General features: G+C 59.9%; 23 protein-coding genes and 1 riboswitch. Of the genes, 16 read left to right on the top strand and 7 right to left on the bottom strand.

The features are described 5' to 3' along the window. The first annotated feature begins 79 nt into the window (after positions 1-79). The 4 genes from dacA to lipA all read left to right on the top strand — a co-directional run bounded on the left by dacA (position 80) and on the right by lipA (position 3,423). The gene (gene dacA, locus GT753_RS01435) at positions 80-1,291 is read left to right on the top strand and encodes a D-alanyl-D-alanine carboxypeptidase DacA (protein WP_004940010.1); all 1,212 of its coding nucleotides are present in this window, start codon (positions 80-82) and stop codon (positions 1,289-1,291) included. 104 nt (positions 1,292-1,395) lie between these two features. Then, positions 1,396-1,662: a DUF493 family protein YbeD gene (gene ybeD, locus GT753_RS01430; RefSeq protein WP_004940012.1), complete on the top strand. Its 267-nt coding sequence runs from the start codon at positions 1,396-1,398 to the stop codon at positions 1,660-1,662. A 134-nt stretch (positions 1,663-1,796) separates the two neighbouring features. Beyond that, positions 1,797-2,465, top strand: coding sequence for a lipoyl(octanoyl) transferase LipB (gene lipB, locus GT753_RS01425; protein ID WP_015376934.1), 669 nt, complete (start codon positions 1,797-1,799; stop codon positions 2,463-2,465). Continuing rightward, entirely contained in the window at positions 2,458-3,423 is a 966-nt protein-coding gene (gene lipA / locus GT753_RS01420; RefSeq protein WP_004940018.1) for a lipoyl synthase, read from the top strand. The genes lipB and lipA overlap by 8 nt, the downstream gene beginning before the upstream one ends. Before the next feature lie 93 nt (positions 3,424-3,516). On the opposite strand, the gene tatA is transcribed toward lipA, so the two are convergent. Continuing rightward, positions 3,517-3,732 carry a Sec-independent protein translocase subunit TatA gene (gene tatA / locus GT753_RS01415; protein ID WP_004940019.1) on the bottom strand — a complete coding sequence of 72 codons (216 nt, stop codon included), beginning with the start codon at positions 3,730-3,732 and terminating at the stop codon, positions 3,517-3,519. Between the two features lie 218 nt (positions 3,733-3,950). Between tatA and GT753_RS01410 the strand changes: the two genes are divergently transcribed. Then, on the top strand, positions 3,951-5,018 hold the full coding sequence (locus GT753_RS01410) for a diguanylate cyclase (RefSeq protein ID WP_075685620.1): 1,068 nt from the start codon (positions 3,951-3,953) through the stop codon (positions 5,016-5,018). Position 5,019: 1 nt separating this feature from the next. Here the strand turns inward: GT753_RS01410 and GT753_RS01405 are convergent, their stop codons facing one another. Continuing rightward, positions 5,020-5,448 carry a GNAT family N-acetyltransferase gene (locus GT753_RS01405; RefSeq protein ID WP_021504626.1) on the bottom strand — a complete coding sequence of 143 codons (429 nt, stop codon included), beginning with the start codon at positions 5,446-5,448 and terminating at the stop codon, positions 5,020-5,022. Positions 5,449-5,531: 83 nt separating this feature from the next. Continuing rightward, a riboswitch (Fluoride riboswitch) is annotated at positions 5,532-5,594 on the top strand. Between the two features lie 79 nt (positions 5,595-5,673). Here GT753_RS01405 and crcB point away from each other — a divergent pair. The 3 genes from crcB (at position 5,674) to GT753_RS01390 (ending at position 8,139) form a co-directional block, all read left to right on the top strand. Then, complete coding sequence (crcB, locus tag GT753_RS01400; RefSeq protein WP_004940022.1) at positions 5,674-6,057, top strand: fluoride efflux transporter CrcB; 384 nt, start codon at positions 5,674-5,676, stop codon at positions 6,055-6,057. Between the two features lie 288 nt (positions 6,058-6,345). Continuing rightward, positions 6,346-6,942, top strand: coding sequence for a TetR/AcrR family transcriptional regulator (locus GT753_RS01395; protein ID WP_021504627.1), 597 nt, complete (start codon positions 6,346-6,348; stop codon positions 6,940-6,942). A gap of 6 nt (positions 6,943-6,948) precedes the next feature. After that, positions 6,949-8,139: a multidrug effflux MFS transporter gene (locus GT753_RS01390; RefSeq protein WP_021504628.1), complete on the top strand. Its 1,191-nt coding sequence runs from the start codon at positions 6,949-6,951 to the stop codon at positions 8,137-8,139. Between the two features lie 57 nt (positions 8,140-8,196). On the opposite strand, the gene cspE is transcribed toward GT753_RS01390, so the two are convergent. After that, positions 8,197-8,406 (bottom strand): transcription antiterminator/RNA stability regulator CspE, encoded by a 210-nt coding sequence (cspE, locus tag GT753_RS01385; RefSeq protein WP_004940030.1) that lies wholly within the window; start codon positions 8,404-8,406, stop codon positions 8,197-8,199. A 344-nt stretch (positions 8,407-8,750) separates the two neighbouring features. Here cspE and GT753_RS01380 point away from each other — a divergent pair, with 344 nt between their 5' ends. The 6 genes from GT753_RS01380 (at position 8,751) to GT753_RS01355 (ending at position 14,668) form a co-directional block, all read left to right on the top strand. Further along, positions 8,751-9,914, top strand: coding sequence for a M20 peptidase aminoacylase family protein (locus GT753_RS01380; protein ID WP_160125194.1), 1,164 nt, complete (start codon positions 8,751-8,753; stop codon positions 9,912-9,914). Between the two features lie 188 nt (positions 9,915-10,102). Continuing rightward, a complete protein-coding gene (locus GT753_RS01375) occupies positions 10,103-11,428 on the top strand; it encodes an LLM class flavin-dependent oxidoreductase (protein ID WP_044031775.1) in 1,326 nt (441 codons plus the stop codon). A 26-nt stretch (positions 11,429-11,454) separates the two neighbouring features. Further along, a complete protein-coding gene (locus GT753_RS01370; RefSeq protein WP_004940036.1) occupies positions 11,455-12,375 on the top strand; it encodes an ABC transporter substrate-binding protein in 921 nt (306 codons plus the stop codon). A 9-nt stretch (positions 12,376-12,384) separates the two neighbouring features. After that, a complete protein-coding gene (locus tag GT753_RS01365; protein WP_015376925.1) occupies positions 12,385-12,912 on the top strand; it encodes a GNAT family N-acetyltransferase in 528 nt (175 codons plus the stop codon). Between the two features lie 31 nt (positions 12,913-12,943). Beyond that, positions 12,944-13,831: an amino acid ABC transporter permease gene (locus GT753_RS01360; RefSeq protein WP_004940038.1), complete on the top strand. Its 888-nt coding sequence runs from the start codon at positions 12,944-12,946 to the stop codon at positions 13,829-13,831. Between the two features lie 9 nt (positions 13,832-13,840). Next, complete coding sequence (locus GT753_RS01355; RefSeq protein WP_015376924.1) at positions 13,841-14,668, top strand: amino acid ABC transporter ATP-binding protein; 828 nt, start codon at positions 13,841-13,843, stop codon at positions 14,666-14,668. Positions 14,669-14,704: 36 nt separating this feature from the next. On the opposite strand, the gene GT753_RS01350 is transcribed toward GT753_RS01355, so the two are convergent. After that, a complete protein-coding gene (locus GT753_RS01350; RefSeq protein WP_015376923.1) occupies positions 14,705-15,214 on the bottom strand; it encodes a VOC family protein in 510 nt (169 codons plus the stop codon). Between the two features lie 166 nt (positions 15,215-15,380). On the opposite strand from GT753_RS01350, the gene GT753_RS01345 reads away from it, so the two are divergent. Beyond that, entirely contained in the window at positions 15,381-15,860 is a 480-nt protein-coding gene (locus tag GT753_RS01345) for a cold-shock protein (RefSeq protein ID WP_015376922.1), read from the top strand. A 23-nt stretch (positions 15,861-15,883) separates the two neighbouring features. Here GT753_RS01345 and GT753_RS01340 read toward each other — a convergent pair whose 3' ends face one another. The 3 genes from GT753_RS01340 to GT753_RS01330 all read right to left on the bottom strand — a co-directional run bounded on the left by GT753_RS01340 (position 15,884) and on the right by GT753_RS01330 (position 19,537). Then, positions 15,884-17,332, bottom strand: coding sequence for a GGDEF domain-containing protein (locus GT753_RS01340; protein WP_033645856.1), 1,449 nt, complete (start codon positions 17,330-17,332; stop codon positions 15,884-15,886). Between the two features lie 629 nt (positions 17,333-17,961). Beyond that, positions 17,962-18,513 (bottom strand): flavodoxin family protein, encoded by a 552-nt coding sequence (locus GT753_RS01335; RefSeq protein ID WP_004940045.1) that lies wholly within the window; start codon positions 18,511-18,513, stop codon positions 17,962-17,964. A 118-nt stretch (positions 18,514-18,631) separates the two neighbouring features. Next, positions 18,632-19,537 (bottom strand): LysR family transcriptional regulator, encoded by a 906-nt coding sequence (locus GT753_RS01330; RefSeq protein WP_015376920.1) that lies wholly within the window; start codon positions 19,535-19,537, stop codon positions 18,632-18,634. A 97-nt stretch (positions 19,538-19,634) separates the two neighbouring features. Between GT753_RS01330 and GT753_RS01325 the strand changes: the two genes are divergently transcribed. Further along, a complete protein-coding gene (locus tag GT753_RS01325) occupies positions 19,635-20,699 on the top strand; it encodes an aldo/keto reductase (RefSeq protein ID WP_075685631.1) in 1,065 nt (354 codons plus the stop codon). Positions 20,700-20,831: the final 132 nt, after the last annotated feature.

Below are 20,831 nucleotides of genomic sequence, written 5' to 3'. Positions count from 1 at the left end.
ATAATGCCTGCCGGGATCGCATCTGCTATAGTGTGGCTCGTTTTTTAACTTTACTTTCACGGATGTTGTAGTCCCGATCATGAAACAAGTAACTTCTTTTCGCTTAATCAAAAGCATCGCACTCGGCACCGTTATCGCAATGAGCGCAGCCTCCGTTGCACATGCCGATGACGTTAACATCAAAACCATGATCCCAGGTGTCCCGCAGATCGATGCGGAAGCGTACATCCTGATTGATTACAACTCCGGCAAGGTGCTGGCCGAGATGAACGCCGATGCGCGTCGCGATCCGGCCAGCCTGACCAAAATGATGACCAGCTACGTCATCGGCCAGGCGCTGAAAGCGGGTAAAATCGGCCAGGACGATCTGGTGACCGTCGGCCAGGACGCCTGGGCGACCGGCAACCCGGTGTTCAAAGGTTCCTCGCTGATGTTCCTGAAGCCGGGCGATCGCGTGCCGGTCTCCAAACTGACCCGCGGCATCAACCTGCAGTCCGGTAACGACGCCTGCGTGGCGATGGCCGACTACGTCGCCGGCAGCCAGGATGCGTTCGTCAACCTGATGAACACCTACGTCAGCAAGCTGGGCCTGCAGAACACTCACTTCCAGACGGTACACGGCCTGGATGCCCAGGGCCAGTACAGCTCGGCGCGCGACATGGCGCTGATCGGCCAGGCGCTGATCCGCGACGTGCCGGAAGAGTACGCGATTTACAAAGAAAAAGAGTTCACTTTCAACAACATCCGCCAGATGAACCGCAACGGTCTGCTGTGGGATAACAGCCTGAACGTCGACGGCATCAAAACCGGCCACACCGACGCGGCAGGCTACAACCTGGTGGCTTCGGCGACCGAAGGCCAGATGCGTCTGATCTCTGCCGTGATGGGCGGCCGCACCTACAAAGGCCGCGAAGCCGAGAGCAAGAAACTGCTGACCTGGGGCTTCCGCTTCTTCGAAACCGTGGCGCCGCTGAAAGTCGGTAAAGAGTTCGCCTCTGAGCCGGTCTGGTTCGGCGATGCCGATCGCGTTGAGCTGGGCGTGGATAAAGACGTTTACCTGACCATCCCGCGCGGCCGCATGAAAGATCTGAAGGCCAGCTATGTGCTGAACACGCCGGAAATTCACGCGCCGCTGGCGAAAAACCAGGTGGTGGGCAGCATCAACTTCCAGCTGGACGGCAAAACCATCGACCAGCGTCCGCTGGTGGTGATGAACGAAGTGAAAGAAGGTGGTTTCTTCAGCCGCATCGTGGACTACATCAAACTGATGTTCCACCACTGGTTCGGTTAACGGTTGAAACGGGCGAAATTGCCCCCATATACTGAATAACATTAACTCCCGCCCCGGCGGGAGTTATAATTTATAGATTAGCTAGCACTCTGGAGCGCACGCACATGCAAAAAACTAAACTGAACGAACTGCTCGAATTCCCTTGCTCGTTTACCTACAAGGTGATGGGCCTGGCGCAGCCTGAGCTGGTTGACCAGGTAGTTGAAGTGGTGCAGCGCCATGCGCCGGGCGATTACAACCCGCAGGTTAAGCCAAGCAGCAAAGGCAACTACCACTCGGTCTCCATCACCATCAACGCCACTCACATCGAGCAGGTCGAAACCCTGTACGAGGAGTTGGGCAACATTGAAATTGTTCGCATGGTGCTGTAATTCCAGCATAAAACCCTGCTTATCAACCCGGGATGGCGCAGCGTCTTCCCGGGTTGCGCATTTTTGGTCAGCGAAAGGCTGGCCGCCAGCCGGAGCGCCCGGTATAATGGCTTTACCACTTCTGTAACCTGACGATGACTCTTTTGCAACCAGACAAGATCATTTTGCGTCAGCTGGGGTTGCAGCCCTACGCGCCTGTATCCCAAGCCATGCATAACTTCACCGACAGTCGTACCGAGACTACGCCGGACGAGCTGTGGCTGGTGCAGCATCACCCGGTATTCACCCAGGGCCAGGCCGGCAAAGCCGAACACGTGCTGATGCCCGGCGATATCCCGGTTGTCCAGAGCGATCGCGGCGGCCAGGTGACCTACCACGGGCCGGGCCAGCAGGTGATGTACGTGATGGTCGATCTGAAGCGCAATAAGGTCGGCGTACGCCAATTGGTCACGGCGATAGAAGATACGGTTATCAACACCCTCGCCCACTTCCGCCTCGCATCGCGCGCCCGTCCGGATGCGCCCGGCGTGTACGTGGGGGAGCAGAAAATCTGTTCGTTGGGTTTGCGGATCCGCAAAGGCAGCTCATTCCACGGCCTGGCCCTGAATGTGGCGATGGATCTCAGCCCTTTCCAACGCATCAACCCTTGCGGTTACGCCGGCATGCAGATGACGCAGGTCAGCGCGCTGGCGCCCGGCGTTGGCATTGAAGACATACACCCAATCCTGGTACAGGAATTTGTTCATTTACTCGGCTACCAGACGGTCGAGCTTCGTAACTGGAACCTGCACGATTATGAGTAAACCAATTCAGATGGAACGCGGCGTCAAATACCGCGATGCTGACAAAATGGCGCTGATCCCGGTCAAAACGGTGGTCACCGAACGGCAGGAGCTGTTGCGTAAACCCGAGTGGATGAAGATCAAACTGCCTGCCGACTCAACGCGTATTCAGGGCATCAAAGCCGCCATGCGTAAAAACGGCCTGCACTCCGTCTGTGAGGAAGCCTCGTGCCCTAACCTGTCCGAGTGTTTCAACCACGGTACCGCCACCTTTATGATCCTCGGCGCCATCTGCACCCGTCGCTGCCCGTTCTGCGACGTGGCTCACGGCCGCCCGATCGCGCCGGACGCCAACGAGCCGGAAAAGCTGGCGCAAACCATCGCCGACATGGCGCTGCGTTATGTGGTGATCACCTCGGTTGACCGCGACGATCTGCGCGACGGCGGCGCTCAGCACTTTGCCGACTGCATCTCGGCCATCCGCGCCAAGAGCCCGAACATCAAAATTGAAACGCTGGTGCCGGACTTCCGCGGCCGTATGGATCGCGCGCTGGAGATCCTCACCGCCACGCCGCCGGACGTGTTCAACCACAACCTGGAAAACGTGCCGCGCGTATACCGCCAGGTGCGCCCGGGCGCCAACTACGAGTGGTCGTTGAAGCTGCTGGAGCGCTTTAAAGAAGCGCACCCGGATATCCCGACCAAATCAGGCCTGATGGTTGGCCTGGGCGAAACCAACGCGGAAATCATTGAAGTGATGCGCGATCTGCGTCGCCACGGCGTGACCATGCTGACGCTGGGCCAGTACCTGCAGCCGAGCCGTCACCACCTGCCGGTGCAGCGCTACGTCAGCCCGGCCGAGTTTGACGAGATGAAAGAAGAAGCGATGGCGATGGGCTTCACCCATGCCGCCTGTGGCCCGTTCGTGCGTTCGTCTTACCACGCCGATCTGCAGGCCAAAGGGATGGAAGTGAAATAACGCGTAATAGTTTGTTACGCTAAAGACGGCGAAAACGCCAAAAAACGGATGTCCGCAAGGCATCCGTTTTTTATTGTGCGCCATCAGACGAGATTAAACGTCTTTCTTCTCGACGCTCTGCTGCGCGGACTGGCTTTCGGCGGCATTGTTGCCGGCGGCCGGCGGCGTACTGTCGTCGCCTACGGCTTTTTTAAAGCCTTTCAGCGCCGCGCCAAGATCGGCGCCGAGCGTGCGCAGTTTGCTGGTGCCGAACAGTAAAATCACCAACACCGCAATCACCAGAAGTTTGGTAATGCTGATACCTTCCATACTCACCTTCTTATCATAGAGCGCTGCGTGAACAGCGAGAAAAACTGACCTTGCCTGCGAATATTTAGCGACTTTCCTTCAGCTCGCACAACCGCAACATGTAACAGAGTGAGATCCGTCGCAGGAATGCCACACGGCTTCACGGCGTGAATCCCAGACTATTCTTAGTTTATCACCCGCATGCTACTCTGCCGTGATGCTTATCAGGGAGATGCCGGATGTATATTGCTCCACCCATTTTCGATGCCCGAAAATCCGGCCTCAGCTTCGCCAAACGCACCTATCTGCCCCGCGTCGCCGGTCTGGGGCTCGGCTTTATCTGCGTTTGCGCCGCGCTCTACCCCTTGGCTCCGCCCACGGCGGTCTGGCTCTTGCTGGCCTTTCACGGCTTTCTCTGGCCGCATCTCGCGTACCGCCTGGCCTGCCGCGCCAAAGATCCGTTCAAAGCCGAAATTCGCAACCTGTTGATCGACTCCGCTTTCGGCGGCTTCTGGGCGGCGATGATGGCGTTCAACGCGCTGCCCGCCATCGTCATCCTGTCGATGATGAGCATGAATAACATCGCTTCAGCCGGCAAAGCGCTGTTTGTCAAAGGATTGGCCATTCAACTGGCTACGGCGATGCTCACCGCCGCGCTGCTCGGCTTCCCATTTCACCCGCACAGCACGGCGCTGCAAATCTATCTGTGCCTGCCGATGATCTACCTTTATCCGACGCTGCTTGGGCTGGTGACCTACCGCACCGCCAAACGGTTGGCGGAAAAGAAACAGGAGCTGCAGCGCATCAGCACCCGCGATGGGCTGACCGGCCTGTATAACCGCCGCCACTGGGAGCACCTGCTGCATCGCCAGTTCGACAGCTGCCGCCGCTACCAGGACAACGCCACGCTGATCCTGATGGATATCGATCGCTTCAAAACCATCAACGACACCTTCGGCCATCCGCTGGGAGATGAAGCCCTGGCGGCGTTGGCGGAAGAGCTGCTGATCGGCATGCGCAACGTGGATATCGTCGGGCGCTACGGCGGCGACGAGTTTGGCGCAGTGCTGCCGAACACCAGCGCTGAACAGGCGGAAATCGTTCTGCGCCGTATCCAGCAGCGGCTGGACGCGGTCAGCTTCAAGGAGGCGCCGCAGCTGCGGCTGCAGATCAGCGCCGGCATCGCTAACTTCCACCCCGCGCTGGGCGGCTATCTGGACTGGCTGAAAGCGGCCGACGGCGCGCTCTATCGGGCGAAGCAGAATGGCCGCAACCGGCTGGAAACGGCAGCGCCGCCAGGGGAGTAACTTACTGACTTAATAACTTGGCAAAATACTTCGGCGCTTCGACAAAGCCTTCACGCCGGTAAAACGCATGCGCCCGCTCGCGGCGGCTGTGGCAATGGACTTCCAGCCGATCGCAGCCGCGACGGTGCGCCAGCGCCTCGCCTGCCGCCAGCAACCGCCGCCCTACGCCCGCGCCGCGCGCCCGATCGTCGACGCAAAAATAGCTGATGCGGCCAATGTCGCCGGCCAACGCCAACTGCGGCAGAAAATGCAGCGACAACACGCCCAGCACTTGTTCGCCCTGCTCCGCCACCAGCAACGCCTCGTCCGGGTGCGCCAGAAGTTGGTGCATCCGCTGTGTCAGAAACGCCTCGGTGCCAGGATAATCCAGCGCCGCCATTAATTCAGCGATAGCGTGCCGGTCGCTCAGACGCGCCGTTCTGATTTCCATCCGTTTTACCTCGCAGAGTGTCGATACTACAAAATAGGCGGCATTAGGTGTAACATCCACCGGGTGCGGCGAAAAAGGCCGTGCGGCACGCTGGAGATGACATTCCTCCCTAACCGCCTTCACAGGCTGATGATGTCTACGTAACCTCTCGGAGAGAGGCGCGTAGCGTTACGCCTGTCCCTTTCCGAGCCTCGTGAATTTCTCTGATTGAAAGGTAGTTGCCCCATGTTGAGCTCTTTACTGGCCGTATTTATCGGCGGCGGCGTCGGCAGCGTTTTGCGCTGGGCGGTAAGTATGAAAATGAATCCGCTGAACGCCCACATTCCGCTCGGTACGCTGATGGTCAATCTGATCGGCGGTTTTATCATCGGCCTGGCGATGGCGATTTTCACCCGCATGACGCATCTGGATCCCACCTGGAAATTACTGATCACCACCGGATTCTGCGGCGGCCTGACCACCTTCTCCACCTTTTCGCTGGAGGTGGTATACCTGATGCAGGATGGCCGCTTCGGCTGGGCGCTGGCCAACATGCTGCTCAACCTGGCCGGCTCGCTGGCGATGACGCTGCTGGCCTTTATGCTGGTGATGTGGGTCAACGGGCGATAAGGCCTTAATGTTTCCTTAATCTTGCATGCGCATAATCTCATCCAGTACCCCTGACTGGATGAGAAATCGCTATGTTTAGCCTGCCGAAAACCGCCGCCGAAGCGATCGCCGTTGCGCTGTGCGTGCTGATCGTCGCCGCCTTTATCAAATCCTACCTGTTCGCTTAAACGCCTTTTATCGCAGCACGCGTTCATCTTGCGTCTTTCCGGTCGGTTACACTACAATTGAGAATGAACGTTCACACCCAAAAATGTGAACCCGGCTCACGCGTAGCAAAGGATCGGGCAGATGCTCCCCCCCAACGACAGTAAACAGGCCAAAGTGCAGGCTCGCCGCGATCAGATCGTCGAAGCGGCGAAAACCAGCTTCCGCCGCCACGGCTTCCATGCCGCCAGCATGGCGGAGATCGCCCAAGGCTCGCAGCTTAGCGTCGGGCAAATCTATCGCTATTTCGCCAATAAAGACGCGATCATCGAAGAGATCGTCAACCGCATCATCACCAGCAAGATGCAGCGCCTGGAAAACCTTGGCGATCACATCAACCTGATCGCCGGTACGCTGGCGGCGCGCACGCTGTTTCAGCAACCGGGCGAGAGCGAAACCGATCACATGCTGATGCTGGAAGTGACCGCCGAGGCCACGCGCAACCCGGTGGTGGCCAAATTGCTCAGCGATGCGGAAGCGCGGCTGTTTCGCCACGTGTGCCACAACCTGCAGCGGCTGTATCCCGATTTCAGCGCGGAAGAGATCGCCGCCCGGGTGGAGTTTATCGCCGTCATGAGCGAAGGCACCGGTTACCGGATCCTTACCACGCAAAAAGCCGATGCGTCCCTGCTGCGCGATCTGTATCAGCAGGCCATTTCTCACCTGTTCAGGAAATCTTAATCTCCCATGACCAAACACTTAGCCAGACAACGTCTGGTGTACGCCGTCGTGCTTGGCCTGCTGGCCGCGCTGGGGCCGCTGTGCACCGATCTCTATCTGCCCGCCCTGCCGGAAATGGCGGGCGAGCTGAATACCTCCACCGCCGCCGCGCAGCTCAGCCTGACCGCCGGGCTGCTAGGCCTGGGCGTCGGCCAGCTGATTTTCGGCCCTTACAGCGACAAGCTGGGCCGCATGCGCCCGCTCCTGCTGTCGCTGATCCTGCTGCTGGGCGCTTCGCTGTGGTGCGCGCTGGCGCCCACCATCGACCAGTTGCTGATCGCTCGCCTGCTGCAGGGCATCGCCGGCGCCGGCGGCGCGGTGATTTCTCGCGCCATTGCTCGCGATCTGTACGCCGGCCATGAGCTGACCCGTTTCTTCGCCTTGCTGATGCTGGTTAACGGCCTGGCGCCGATCGTCGCGCCGGTGCTGGGCGGCGTGATGCTGCAGGTGATGAACTGGCGCGGCATCTTCGGCGTGCTGGCGGCCATCGCCGTGCTGCTGTTCAGCCTGTCGGCGCTGAAGCTGCGCGAATCCCTGCCGGTCGAGCGCCGCAGCCAGGGCGGCATTCTGGCGATGCTGATGTCGCTCGGCGGGTTGCTGACCCAGCGCTATTTCATGGGCCTGTGCCTGACGCAGGGCTTCGTAATGGCCGGCATGTTCGCCTATATCGGCGCTTCGCCTTTCGTCTTGCAGCAGATCTACGGCCTCAGCCCGCAGATGTTCAGCCTGTGCTTCGCCATTAACGGCGTCGGGCTGATCATTGCGGCGCAGCTGGCCAGCCGTCTCAGTTCACGTTGGGGGGAACGCCGGGTGTTGAGGGGCGGGTTAACGCTGGCGGCCGTCGCGTCGCTGTTGCTGCTGTTGGCCGCCGCGCTGCATGCGCCGCTGGTCGTGTTGCTGGTGCCGCTGTTCTTCTCGGTGGCGGTGATCGGCATCGTCGGCCCGACCGCCTCGTCGCTGGCGATGCAAAGCCAGGGGGACAAAGCCGGCAGCGCGTCGGCCTTGATCGGCGTGTGCATGTTCGCGCTCGGCGCCTGCGCCGTGCCGCTCACCGGGCTGGGCGGCACCTCAGGCCTGTCGATGGCGCTGACCATCGTCGGCTGTTACGCCGTCGCCATCCTGCTGTTCAGCCTGTTGGCCCGCCGCAGCGAAGCATAATGCGCCCAATAAAAAACCCGCTCAATGAGCGGGTTTTAAGAAATTCAGCTACGCAGCTTAGATAGCAGTAACGTTAGCGGCAGATGGGCCTTTGGCACCGTTCGTGATTTCAAATTCTACACGCTGGCCTTCAGCAAGCGTTTTGAAACCGTTGCTAACGATGGCAGAGAAGTGAACGAAAACGTCCTTGCTACCATCTTCCGGAGTAATGAAACCGAAGCCCTTGGATTCATTAAACCACTTAACGCTACCTTTAATCTTAGACATCAAACTTACCTTTAACGTGAATGAAAGACACAAAACCTGTGTCGATTACAGTACAGCAAGCAGGCAGGATTTTGTCCACCACCGCGATCACAGAAATCCGATAAAGAGTGAAAAAATCCGTGTTGCCCGGTGTAAATGCATTGCACCGGTTGCGATACGTTACCGTTCCAGGCCAATCCTCTCCCTGCGCCGGCGAACAACGCGCGAACGCCTAAACCTGCCCTTTCCCCCATCGTTGACGCGTCGAGCAGACACAATCGCTATGAAATATAACCAGATGGTCTTTTTGCTTCGGCGGCCCCTGCACTAGGGTTAGGGTTTATTTCCCACTGTGAGCCAAGCCTATGACCAGCCAGTTGGCAGACAAGATCATCGCCTATCGGCGTGAACTGCACCAAAACCCGGAGCTTTCCAATCACGAATTTGCCACCACCGCCCGCCTGACCCGCTGGCTGCAAGAGGCGGGCATTCGTATTCTGCCGTTGGCGCTGAAAACCGGCGTCGTGGCGGAGATCGGCAGCGGCAAGGGGCCGATCATCGCCCTGCGCGGCGACATCGACGCCCTGCCAATCGACGAAATCGCCGACGTGCCTTTCAGCTCGCAAAACAGCGGCGTGATGCACGCCTGCGGCCACGACTTCCACACCTCGGTGATGCTCGGCGCCGCGCACCTGCTCAAAGCGCGTGAGGCCGAGCTGCCCGGCACGGTGCGCATCTTCTTCCAGCCGGCGGAAGAGACCTTCAACGGCGCCCGGCACCTGATCGACGCCGGCGCGCTGGATAACGTCGCGGCGGTATTTGGTCTGCATAACGCGCCGGAGCTGCCCACCGGCACCTTCGCCACCCGCGCCGGGCCGTTTTACGCCAACGTCGATCGCTTCCAGATCCGCATCACCGGCAAAGGCGCCCACGCCGCCAAACCGGAACAGGGCGTCGATACCATCGTCACCGCCAGCCAGATCGTCGGCGCGCTGCAGACACTGCCCAGCCGCAGCTTCAGCTCGCTGGAATCGCTGGTGGTGAGCGTGACGCGCATCGAAGGCGGCAATACCTGGAACGTGCTGCCGCAAACCGTGGAGCTGGAAGGCACGGTGCGCACCCACAGCGACGCGGTGCGCCGCCAGGTGCCGGATAAAATTCGCCAGGTGATCGACGGCGTCGCCGCCGCGCTCGGCGCGCAGGCCGAACTCCACTGGCAGCCGGGGCCGCCGGCGGTGATCAACGACGCCCATTGGGCGGCGTTCAGCAAAACCGTCGCCGCCGAAGCCGGCTACCGGGTCGAAGAGGCGGAGCTGCAGATGGGCGGCGAGGATTTCGCGCTGTATCTGCATCACGTGCCGGGCGCGTTCGTCAGCATCGGCTCCGCCAGCAAATTCGGCCTGCATCATCCGCGTTTCAATCCCGATGAACGCGCCCTCCTCCCTGCCGCCCACTATTTTTCGCTGCTGGCGGAGCGCACGCTGCAACAATTAACCACCGCAGCGAAAAAAGCCCTCAGCAACGCCTGAATAACGTGAAATAGTATTTCCCCGACGCCGCTGATGCCGCGTCGGGGATTATTATTTTCGCTCGCCGTGATATTTGCAGTTTTCAACATTTGAATATGCTGTTTTGTTGTTTTACATCCCGTTGCCGCTCATCAATAGTGGACGCATCAGACACCGCGCGCCTTTCGGCGCATGACAGGATAATCACGATGAGCGACAACGCGAATAATCAACGGCAATTACGGCTGGGCGCCATTCTGCACGGCGCATCGGGAAATATGTCCGCCTGGCGCCACCCGGATGCCACCGCCGACGCCAGCATTAACCTCGAATTTAATATCGCCTCGGCGAAAAAAGCCGAACAAGGGAAATTCGATTTCGTCTTCGTCGCCGATGGCTTATATATCAACGAAAAGTCCATTCCGCATTTTCTTAACCGTTTCGAGCCGTTGACTTTATTGGCCGCACTGTCCGCCGCCACCGACAAAATTGGCCTGGTGGGCACGCTCTCCACCTCCTACAGCGATCCGTTCACCGTCGCCCGCCAGTTCGCCAGCCTCGATCACCTGAGCGGCGGGCGCGCGGGCTGGAACGTGGTGACATCGCCGCTGGAGGGGTCGGCCAAAAACTTCTCGCGCAAAGAACACCCGGAGCACAGCCTGCGTTACCGCATTGCCGGCGAGTTTCTCGACGTCGCCAAAGGACTGTGGGACTCCTGGGAAGACGATGCCTTCGTGCGCAATAAGGCCAGCGGCGAATTTTTCCGCGCCGGGAAACTGCACACCCTCAATCACCAGGGGGAGTTCTTCTCGGTGCAGGGGCCGTTGAACATCGGCCGCACGCCGCAGGGCCGCCCGATCCTGTTCCAGGCCGGCGCCTCTGAAGACGGCAAACGGCTGGCGGCCAAACACGCCGATGCGATCTTCACCCATCACGACACGCTGGAGCAGGCGCAGGATTTCTACCAGGACGTGAAGCGGCAGTTGGTGGAACAGGGGCGCGAACCGGACGACCTGCGCATCTTCCAGGGTGTCAGCGTGATCGTCGGCGACGACGATGCGGACGTCGAGCGTCAGTACCAGGAGACCGCCCGTCTGGTCAGCATCGAGAACGCCCTCAACTACCTTGGCCGCTACTTCGAACATTACGACTTTTCCCGCCATCCGTTGGACGCCCCCTTCCCGGACATCGGCGATCTGGGGCAAAACAGCTTCCGCAGCACCACCGACGCCATCAAGCGCAACGCCCGTGAGCGGAACCTCACGCTGCGCCAGGTGGCGCTGGAAGCCGCCTCGCCACGCCCGGTGTTCAGCGGCACGCCGGAAGCGGTGGCGGACGGCCTGCAACGCTGGTTCGACGGCGAAGCCGCCGACGGCTTCATCATCAGCGGCGGTACGCCCAACGCCTTCGGGCACTTCGTCGATCGGGTGGTGCCCATCCTGCAACAACGTGGCCTGTTCCGCCGGGCGTACCACGGCGATACGCTGCGCGAACACCTGGGCCTCACGCGCCCGTTGAACAGATTCACCCAATAATAAGATCGTTTTCAGGGATACCCGCTATGCAGAAAACCGTTACCGCCGCTCTCGTGGCGGCCTTGCTGAGCCTGACCGGCGCCGCGCAGGCGGGCACCGGCATCGATTTACAGGCCAATGAAACCCCGATCCACGCGCCGAAAAACCCGCAGGCGATCGCCAAACTGCCGGCCGATTTCCACTTCGTGAAGCCGGGCCAATTCACCGTTGCAATCGCCGCGCTCAACACGCCGCCGCTGGCGCTGTTCGCTGCCGACAACCGGCGGCTTATCGGCAGCGAAGTGGATATCGCGCAGCTGGTGGCCGACAGCCTGGGCCTGGAGCTGAACGTAGTGCAAACGTCGTGGGAAGACTGGCCGCTGGGGGTGGTTTCCGGCAAGTATGACGCGGCCATCACCAACGTCACCGTGACCAAAGAGCGCAAAACCCGCTTCGACTTCGCCACCTACCGCATCGACTCGCTCGGCTTTTACGTCAAAACCGGCGGCAAGATCGCAACGATCAAACAGCCTGCCGATATCGCCGGATTAAAGATCATCGTCGGCTCCGGCACCAATCAGGAAGCCATCTTGCTGGCGTGGGACAAACAGAACCGGCAGCAGGGGCTCAAACCCTTCCAGCCGATCTACGTGACCGACGATGCGGCCGCCACGCTGGCGATCCAGTCCGGCCGGGCCGACGCCTATTTCGGGCCGAACGTGCTGGGCGCCTATAAAGCGGCGCTGAACGGCCGCACCCGGCTGGCGGGCACGGTGGAAGGCGGTTGGCCCAAGGCGGCGCACATCGCCGTCACCACCCGTAAAGGCAACGGGCTGGTGCAGGCGGTGAATGAAGCGCTGAACGGCGCGATCCGCGGCGGACAGTACGATCAGGTGCTCAATCGCTGGGGCGAGAGCGTCGAACGCCTTGCGCAGTCGGAAATCAACCCGCCCGGCCTGGGCGATTAGGAGCGCGCAATGACGCAAGACACCTTCATTCAGACGTTGCCGACCGACCCGCTGATCGCCCCGGTGATCGAGGGGCTGTTCGGTGAATATCGCCAGCGTTACGGCGACTATTTTGGTGACCAGGAACCGGAACCGCTGGACCTGTATGCACCGCCGCAAGGGGCCTTCATCGTACTGCTGCGCGCCGGTGCGCCGATCGCCATGGGCGCCTTCAAACGCTATGACGCGCAAACCGCCGAGCTGAAGCGCATCTGGACCCGGGGCGATCTGCGCCGCCAGGGCCTGGCGCAGCGGGTGTTGCAGCAGTTGGAAACGCTGGCGCTGGCGCAGGGGTATCGCCGGCTCTACCTGACCACCGGCTTTCGCCAGCCCGAAGCGGTGGGCCTGTACCTGAGCAACGGTTATCAGCCGCAGTTCGATCCCACCGTTGACAGCGAGGTTTACAGCCGCCCGCCCTACGATGGCCGCCTGCCGTTCCGCAAAAGCCTGATTGCAGAGGACGCGTGTTGTTGCGCGTCGGAAAGGAAAATCGCCTAACCCCCCTTTATCTGTAGTCAGGAGACATGACATGTCCAAACAAGAAGTCTTGAAAGTGGTGCCCGCCCGCTATCCGCTGCGGCTGATCGGCGCCCTGTTCTCGCTGTTTATTCTGGCCGCCATCGTGCAATCGGTGGCGGGCAACGCGCGCTGGGAATGGGGCGTGTTCGCCGAGTGGTTCTTCGCCCCGGCGGTGCTGGCAGGGCTGGGGCAGACCCTGCTGCTGACGCTGCTCGGCACGTTGTTCAGCATCCTGTTCGGCACCCTGCTGGCGCTGGCGCGGCTGTCGCGCTCTTACCTGTTGGCGTCGCTGGCCTGGGGGTATATCTGGCTGTTTCGTTCGCTGCCGCTGATCCTGGTGCTGATCATCCTGTATAACTTTTCCTATCTGTACGACGCCATCTCGCTGGGCATTCCCTTTACCTCGGTGGTGTTCGCCAGCTACCCGACCATCGATATCCTCGGCCAGTTCGCCGTGGCGGTGCTGGGCCTGACGCTGGTGCAGTCCGCCTATACCGCCGAGATCATCCGCGGCGGCATCCTGGGCGTGGATTACGGCCAGCACGAAGCGGCGGCGGCGCTGGGCCTGCCGGGCTATCGCCGCACCTTCCGCATCATTCTGCCGCAGGCGCTGCGATCCATTATTCCGACCGGTTTCAACGAGATCATCAGCCTGGCGAAAGGCACCTCGATCGTGTATGTGCTGGCGCTGCCGGAGCTGTTTTACACCATCCAGGTGATCTATAACCGCACCCAGCAGGTGATACCGCTGCTGATGGTGGCCACCGTCTGGTATCTGTTCATCACCACCGCCCTGTCGGTGATCCAATACTACATCGAACGCTATTTCGCCCGGGGCGCGGTGCGCGAACTGCCGCCGACGCCCTGGCAGAAACTGGCCGGCTGGCTAAAACGTTAGGAGACCCGCATGTCTGAAGCCATTGATTATTACGCCTTGCCCGAACAGCCGGCACGCAACCTCACCCCGGTGCCGGCGCGCGGCCTGATCGAAATCAGCAACGTCAGCAAGTTCTTCGGCAAACACAAGGCGCTGGACGACGTCAGCCTGACGCTGCAGCCGGGCACCGTGACCGTGATCCTCGGCCCTTCCGGCTCGGGCAAATCGACGCTGCTGCGGGCGATCAACCATCTGGAGCGCGTGGACGAGGGCTTTATCCGCATCGACGGCGACTACGTCGGTTACCGCCGCAAGGGCAACCGGCTGTACGAGCTGAAGGAAAAGGCCATTCTCCGGCAGCGCATCAACGTCGGCTACGTGTTCCAAAACTTCAACCTGTTCCCGCACCTGACGGTGCTGGAAAACATCATCGAAGCGCCGGTGGTGCACAAAATTCACTCCCGCGAACGGGCGAAAGCGGTGGCCTATGAGCTGCTGGATACCGTCGGGCTGCGCCACAAGGCGGATGCCTATCCGCGCCACCTCTCCGGCGGCCAACAGCAGCGCATCGCCATCGCGCGCGCGCTGGCGCTGAACCCGAAGGTGATCCTGTTCGATGAGCCGACCTCCGCGCTCGATCCCGAGCTGGTCGGCGAAGTGCTGGACGTGATTAAGGGATTGGCGGATCTGGGCGTCACGCTGGTGGTCGTCACGCATGAAATCGGCTTTGCGCGCGAAGCGGCGGATCGGGTGGTGTTTATGGTCGACGGGCAGATCGTCGAGCAGGGCGATGCCAGACAGGTGCTGGCTCAGCCGCAGCACCCGCGCACCGTTAACTTCCTCAACAAAGTGCTGTGAGCGTCGGGGCGCCGCAGCGCCCCGCGCAGGAGCAGGTTAAAGACCGGCGAAACGCCGCTTCTCGGCGGCGAAATCCAGCGGGCGAATTCCCTGCTGGTTTTTATCCTCTTCGGTCAGCAGCGCCGGCGGAATAAACCAGGTCACCTCAAACAGCAGCCCGTCCGGATCGTGGCCATAAATGCTTTTGTGCACGCCGTGATCCTCTTCCAACCCGAGAATGCCGCGTTCGGCCAGCTGATGGCGAATGCGCTCCAGCTCTTCCAGGCTGTCCACTTCCCAGGCCAGATGGTACAGCCCGGCCGGCGGCTCATGCTCCGCCGGCGGCTCGCCGTTGGCGCGAAACACCCCGGCGCGCTGCTGGCCCAGGTTCTTGCTGAACAACGCCAAATCGTGATCGTTGTCCGAATCGGCGGCCTGGGTAAATACCGCCCGGTCGGGGCTGTCGGACGGCTTCAGCTTGAAGCCCAATACCTGATGATAAAAGTCGGCGCTCTGCCGCACGTCGCTGACATACAGCACGGCGTGATTGAGACGTTTGATACCCATCGATATTCCTTTTTCGCATTGAATGAAGTCAGCATGAACATAGCATGTGGAGGAAAAGCCGCTAAATGCCGTTATCGCATGACTAAATGCCGCCCGCGCAATCTGTCGCTGCAAGGCATTCCGCGCTATCATAAGCGCTGTATTGATCCCTTTTGTGAGAATAACGATGAACGGCAAGATAACGACTTTTTTTGAAGACAAAGGCTTCGGCTTTATTACCGACGAGAACGGAGAAAATCGTTATTTTCACGTGATTAAAGTGCAAAATCCGGAGCTGATTAAGAAAAACGCGGCGGTGACCTTCGAACCGACCAACAACACCAAAGGCCCGTCGGCTTATGCGGTCAAAGTGTTGGCGCCCAGCAAATACATCATCATCGCCAATGAAAGAATCAAGATCGCCAGCATCAAGTCTTTCAATACCTTCACCAAGGAAGTGCCGGTCAAAGCCGATGTGGATAAAGAGAACACCGTGCTGTCGGTCGGCCTGCTGATGAACCGCATTCGCCCGCAGTCCGAAGACCAGGCGCAGGCCATGCAAACGCTGCGCATGCTGACCATCACCACCTTCCAGAACACCACCCATACCTTCTCCGAGCACGAGATCGACATGGATGAAACCATCAAGGCGTTGAAAAGCCTGTAAGCGCCGCTCACCCAGCGTCGAGCTTAACGGAACAGAATATGCTCGACGCTGTTGCCGTTCACCACGTTGAACGACTCCACCCGATTCCGCCCCTGCGATTTGGCGCGATACAGCGCGATATCCGCCATATTCATCAGCTGCTCCAGCGATTTCACCTCGTTCATCGCCAGGCTGGCGACGCCGACGCTGATGGTGATTTTCAGCGTCTGTTTGCCTTCCGCCTGCAGTTCCGCCTGCTCCACCAACCGGCGCAGATGCTCCCCCAGCGCCACGCCCTGCGCCGCCAGCGCGCGCGGCAGCATGATGGCGAACTCTTCCCCGCCCAGGCGGCCGAACAGCTGATCGTGCCGCAGCTCGCGCCGCACGATATGCGCGAACGACGCCAACACCTGATCGCCGGCGCTGTGGCCGTGCGTATCGTTGATCTGCTTGAAATGATCGATGTCGATCAGCAGTAGCGACACCGCCTCTTTCGAGCGGTGCTTGTGCTCAAGCAGCTCGCCCGCTTTGCGCGTCATCGCGCTGCGCGCCAGCACCCCGGTCAGGAAATCGTGGTTGGCGCTGTGCTCCAGACGCCGCATCAGCTTGCGATTGGCGGCGATAGAGCTGGCGAGGATCAGCGGCCCCATCACCAGCATGGCGATGCCCAAGCGGGCGGACATCAGGGTGTCGAGGAAGGCGTTGTGATTGTTCGGCGTTTCATACAGCACCAGGTTGGCTGAAATGTTGCTGATCTCGGTCATGCCGGTCAACAAGGTCAGCAACGTCACGGGGAACAACTGGTAGCGCACTGCGCACCACAGCAGCGCCGGGATCGGGAAAGCGATGGCGCCCGGCCCGCCGATATAGACGCTGAACGCCAGCGACAGCAGTAGCGCCAATAGCGGCAGGCAGCCTTTCAGGCGCCAACGCACCTGCATGCGAAACAGCTGTTTCAACCGCGGCGCCGCCATCAGCACCGGCAACAGCAACAAGGTCGTCGAGAACTGCTCACTGAACCAGGCCAACCAGGCGACCACCACCGTATTGTTGTACAGGCTGTCGTTACGCAGCACCGACAGCGTCGACGCCACCGCCGATCCGGCCAGACTGGCGCTGAACATATAGAGTATCGCCTGGGGTTTGCCCATGCGCCGTTGAGATTGCGGCAGCATCAGCATGATGCCGTAACCGACGGCGATCAGCGACATGTTGCAGGCGTTCAGCCACAGCGCCAGGGACCAGCCCTCGCCGGTACTGAGATCGGCGGCGACCATGCCCAGATAAGTGGTGAGCCAGCCGAGCGGCGTAGCGTAAACGGGTTTGCGCAGCAGCAGCCCAAGCAGAATCGCGTTGACCGGCCAAAATAAAGAAAGTGAACCTATCGGCCGGCTAAGAATACCCACCAGGGAGAGTAAAAAGGCCAGCATGAAAAGATTGATCAGCTGCACCGTTAGCGGCAGGCCATGCCTGGCGTTTATTCTGGCGCTCATCGCCTCGCCCATATTTTGCTAATAACCAGAATAATAATATGCATACTCTCTCGCCCGGCCAGTGAGGGATAGTCAATCCGAATTTCAACCAAAAAAGCCAGACAAATCAATAATAAAAAACATTAACATTTAATTAACAGAATTTTCTTAGCCTGATGCGGCCGCGGCGTAACTCCCCGCACAGCGTCAGCAAATAATGCCCGCTCTGCTGTCAGCATAGCGCATAGCGTAATAGGCCGCCGAGAGCGTTAATTACATTAATAAACTTGTGGTTATTGGTCATTAAATGATGTTTGAATCACTGTGCGATTATTTTCCTGCAACTGGGCCGCCTGTGCAATAACAACCCAAAAAAAGCCCGCATGAAGCGGGCTTGCTTGAACAACAGCAAATCGACAGTTACGACACGGCCATGCATTGCATGACCGTGCTGACGCGCAGTATAGCGGTGAAAGCTTAAGCAGACCTTAGCAACAAAAAACCCGGCCTAGGAACCGGGAATATTTGTACGAAATGCAGTGTTAGCCCAAGCAGGCTAATAACATTTCGCAGATTACACGCCAATTGTGCAGAGAAAATGAACGCGGCATCCGTTCAACCGCACCGCCGTCCCATCTACACGATAGGTCTTACGCCAGTTTGGCGGCAAAGCCCGCTACGCGCTGACCATAGAGCTTGGCGGTCGCCAGATCGCCCGACAACATCTCATCCACGCCGGCATCCGCCGGGGTCTGCACCAGCAGCCCCACCGAACCGCCCAGGTTATTGACGTCGGTGCGCTGCGCCGATTTGGTGTTGGCCGGCAACAGCCCCAGGCTGACCCACAGGCCGCCATGTTGCGAAGCCAGCGTCTGCAGCGCGATCAGCGTCACCTGCTTGTCGCCGTTCAGGCTGGCGCTGTTGGTAAAACCGCCGAACACTTTATCCTGCCACTTGCGGCCGAACCAGGCTTTGGAGCTGGCGTCGGCGAATTTCTTGAACTGCCAGGATGGGCCGCCCATATAGGTCGGCGAACCAAAGATGATGGCGTCCGCCTCATCCAGCGTCTGCCAGGCTTCGTCGCTGATATCGCCGTTCTGATCGATGGCGATCAGTTCCGCCCCGGCGCCTTCCGCCACCACTTTCGCCAAACGCTCGGTATGGCCGTAGCCGGAATGAAACACCACTACTGTCTTCGCCATAGAAATTCTCCACTCATTGCACAAAGGCGCCGACGGCGCCCCTCTCGCGTTCAATCTAATCAAGCGCACAGCGACTGAATACCGAATAAAACTGACGGTGTTATTCAAAAAAATCGCGTTACGCGCCCTGTTCTGCCTGTTGACGGGCGAAGTCGATAAAAGCGCGTAGCGGGCGCGGCGTTTGGCGGTTTGCCGGATAGTACAGATAGAAACCGGGGAACGGAGGGGTCCAGGCATCGAGCAGCGGTAACAGCCTCCCCTCGGCCAGGCCGGTGGCAACCTGTTGCTCAAACAGGTAGGCAATGCCTACCCCATCCATCGCAGCCCTCACCAATATTTCCGGCTCATCGACTGTCACCGGCCCTTTCACGGCGATCTCCTGCTTTTCACCGTCACACTCAAACTCCCAGCGATACACATTGCCGTTGGTCGGCCAGCGGTAATTCAAACACCGATGCCGATGCAGATCGCCCGGTGTTAACGGCCGGCCGTGACGCGCCAAATACGCCGGCGAAGCAACGACACGCATCCGCACCTCCCCGCCCAGCTTGACCGCCACCATATCTTTCGCCAGTTTCTCGTGCAGCCGCACGCCGGCATCAAAACCGCCGGCAACGATATCCACCAGCCGCTCCTCAACATTGAGATCGAGCGTAATATCGGGGTATTGATGATGAAACGGCGCGATCAAGGGTGCCAGAAAATGCAACGCCGCCACGCGGGTTACGTTAAGCCGCAAAAGACCCGAGGGGTTCTGGCGTTGCTCTACCGCCTGCGCCACCGCCGCGTCGATCTCGGCCATCGCGGGCGTCAGGCGCGCCAACATCAGTCTTCCGGCTTCAGTCGGCGCCACGCTGCGAGTGGTGCGATTCAGTAAACGCACACCCAGACGCGCCTCCAGGTTGCGCAGCGTTTGGCTGAGCGCCGAAGCGGATATACCCAAATGTGCGGCTGCGCGGGCGAAGCCACCGTGCTCGACAATAGCGGCAAAGGCGCGCAATTCGGCGAAATCACTGCCCCTCATTATGCTCTCCCTACTTAATAATTCATGAAGATTATAGCCCATTCCTTAAACAACCTACGGGCGCTATCGTGGACGGCATCTACACGGGAGAATGCCTATGAACACCACACTTTCACTGGATCACTATCGCCTGCTGGGCCGTTCCGGTCTGCGCGTTTCACCGTTGGCGCTCGGCACCATGACCTTCGGCACCGACTGGGGCTGGGGCGCCGAACTGGCCGAGGCTCGACGTCTGTTTGACGTTTATGTCGAACGCGGCGGCAACTTTATCGATACCGCCAACCGCTATACCGAGGGCAGCGCCGAACTTTTCGTGGGTGAGTTCGCCGCCGGGCGCCGCGATCGGTTGGTGATCGCCACCAAATACACCCTGCCGATGCAGCCAGACGATCCCAATTCCGGCGGCAACCATCGCAAAAGCATGCTGCGATCGGTTGAAGCAAGCCTGCAACGGCTCAATACCGATTACATCGATCTGCTCTATCTGCACGCCTGGGATTTCACCACGTCGGTGGAAGAGATCATGCGCGCCCTGGACGACCTGGTGCGCGCCGGAAAAGTGCTGTATGTGGCGGTGTCTGATCTCCCTGCCTGGCAGGCGTCCAGGATGCAAACGCTGGCGGACCTGCGCGGCTGGTCGCCGCTTATCGCCTTGCAAATCGAGTACAGCCTGCTGGAACGCACCGTCGAGCGCGAACTGCTGCCGATGGCGCAAGAATTGGGGATGGGCGTTATCCCTTGGTCGCCGCTGGCCGGCGGCGTGCTGAGCGGCAAATACCGGCGACAGGATCTGCAGCCATCGCCAGATGAAGCGGGCACTCGGCGCGAAGCCGTACGCGCCAAGGGGACATTGAACGCACGCAATCTCGGTATCGCCGATACCGTCAACCTGATCGCTCACGAGACCGGGTATACCCCATCACAAATCGCGCTGGCCTGGACGTTGCGCCAGCCGACGGTCACCGCGCCGATCGTCGGCGCCCGAACCCTGGCGCAATTGGAAGATAACCTCGGTGCATTGAAGGTGGCGCTGACGGAAGATCATTGGCGGCGATTGGACGATCTCAGTGCCATCGAGCTGGGATTCCCACACGATTTTCTCGCCCTGCCGGCCACCCGCAACATCATGACCGGCGGCCTGCATCTCGCCCCGCGCAGATAAAAAAAATCCCGCACAAGGCGGGATAAACTTAACAGGGATGGGGTAATACACTACAGGGAATGGATAACACACAACATCATCGGGTAGAGCTACAGTATCAATCTCAATGTATAGAACTGTCATCCCCGCGTA

This window comes from Serratia sp. Z4, from assembly GCF_009900725.1.
In the GTDB taxonomy this organism is placed as follows: domain Bacteria; phylum Pseudomonadota; class Gammaproteobacteria; order Enterobacterales; family Enterobacteriaceae; genus Serratia; species Serratia nematodiphila.
Note: the sequence above shows the minus strand (reverse complement) of the source record. Positions and strands in the feature narration are given on the sequence as shown.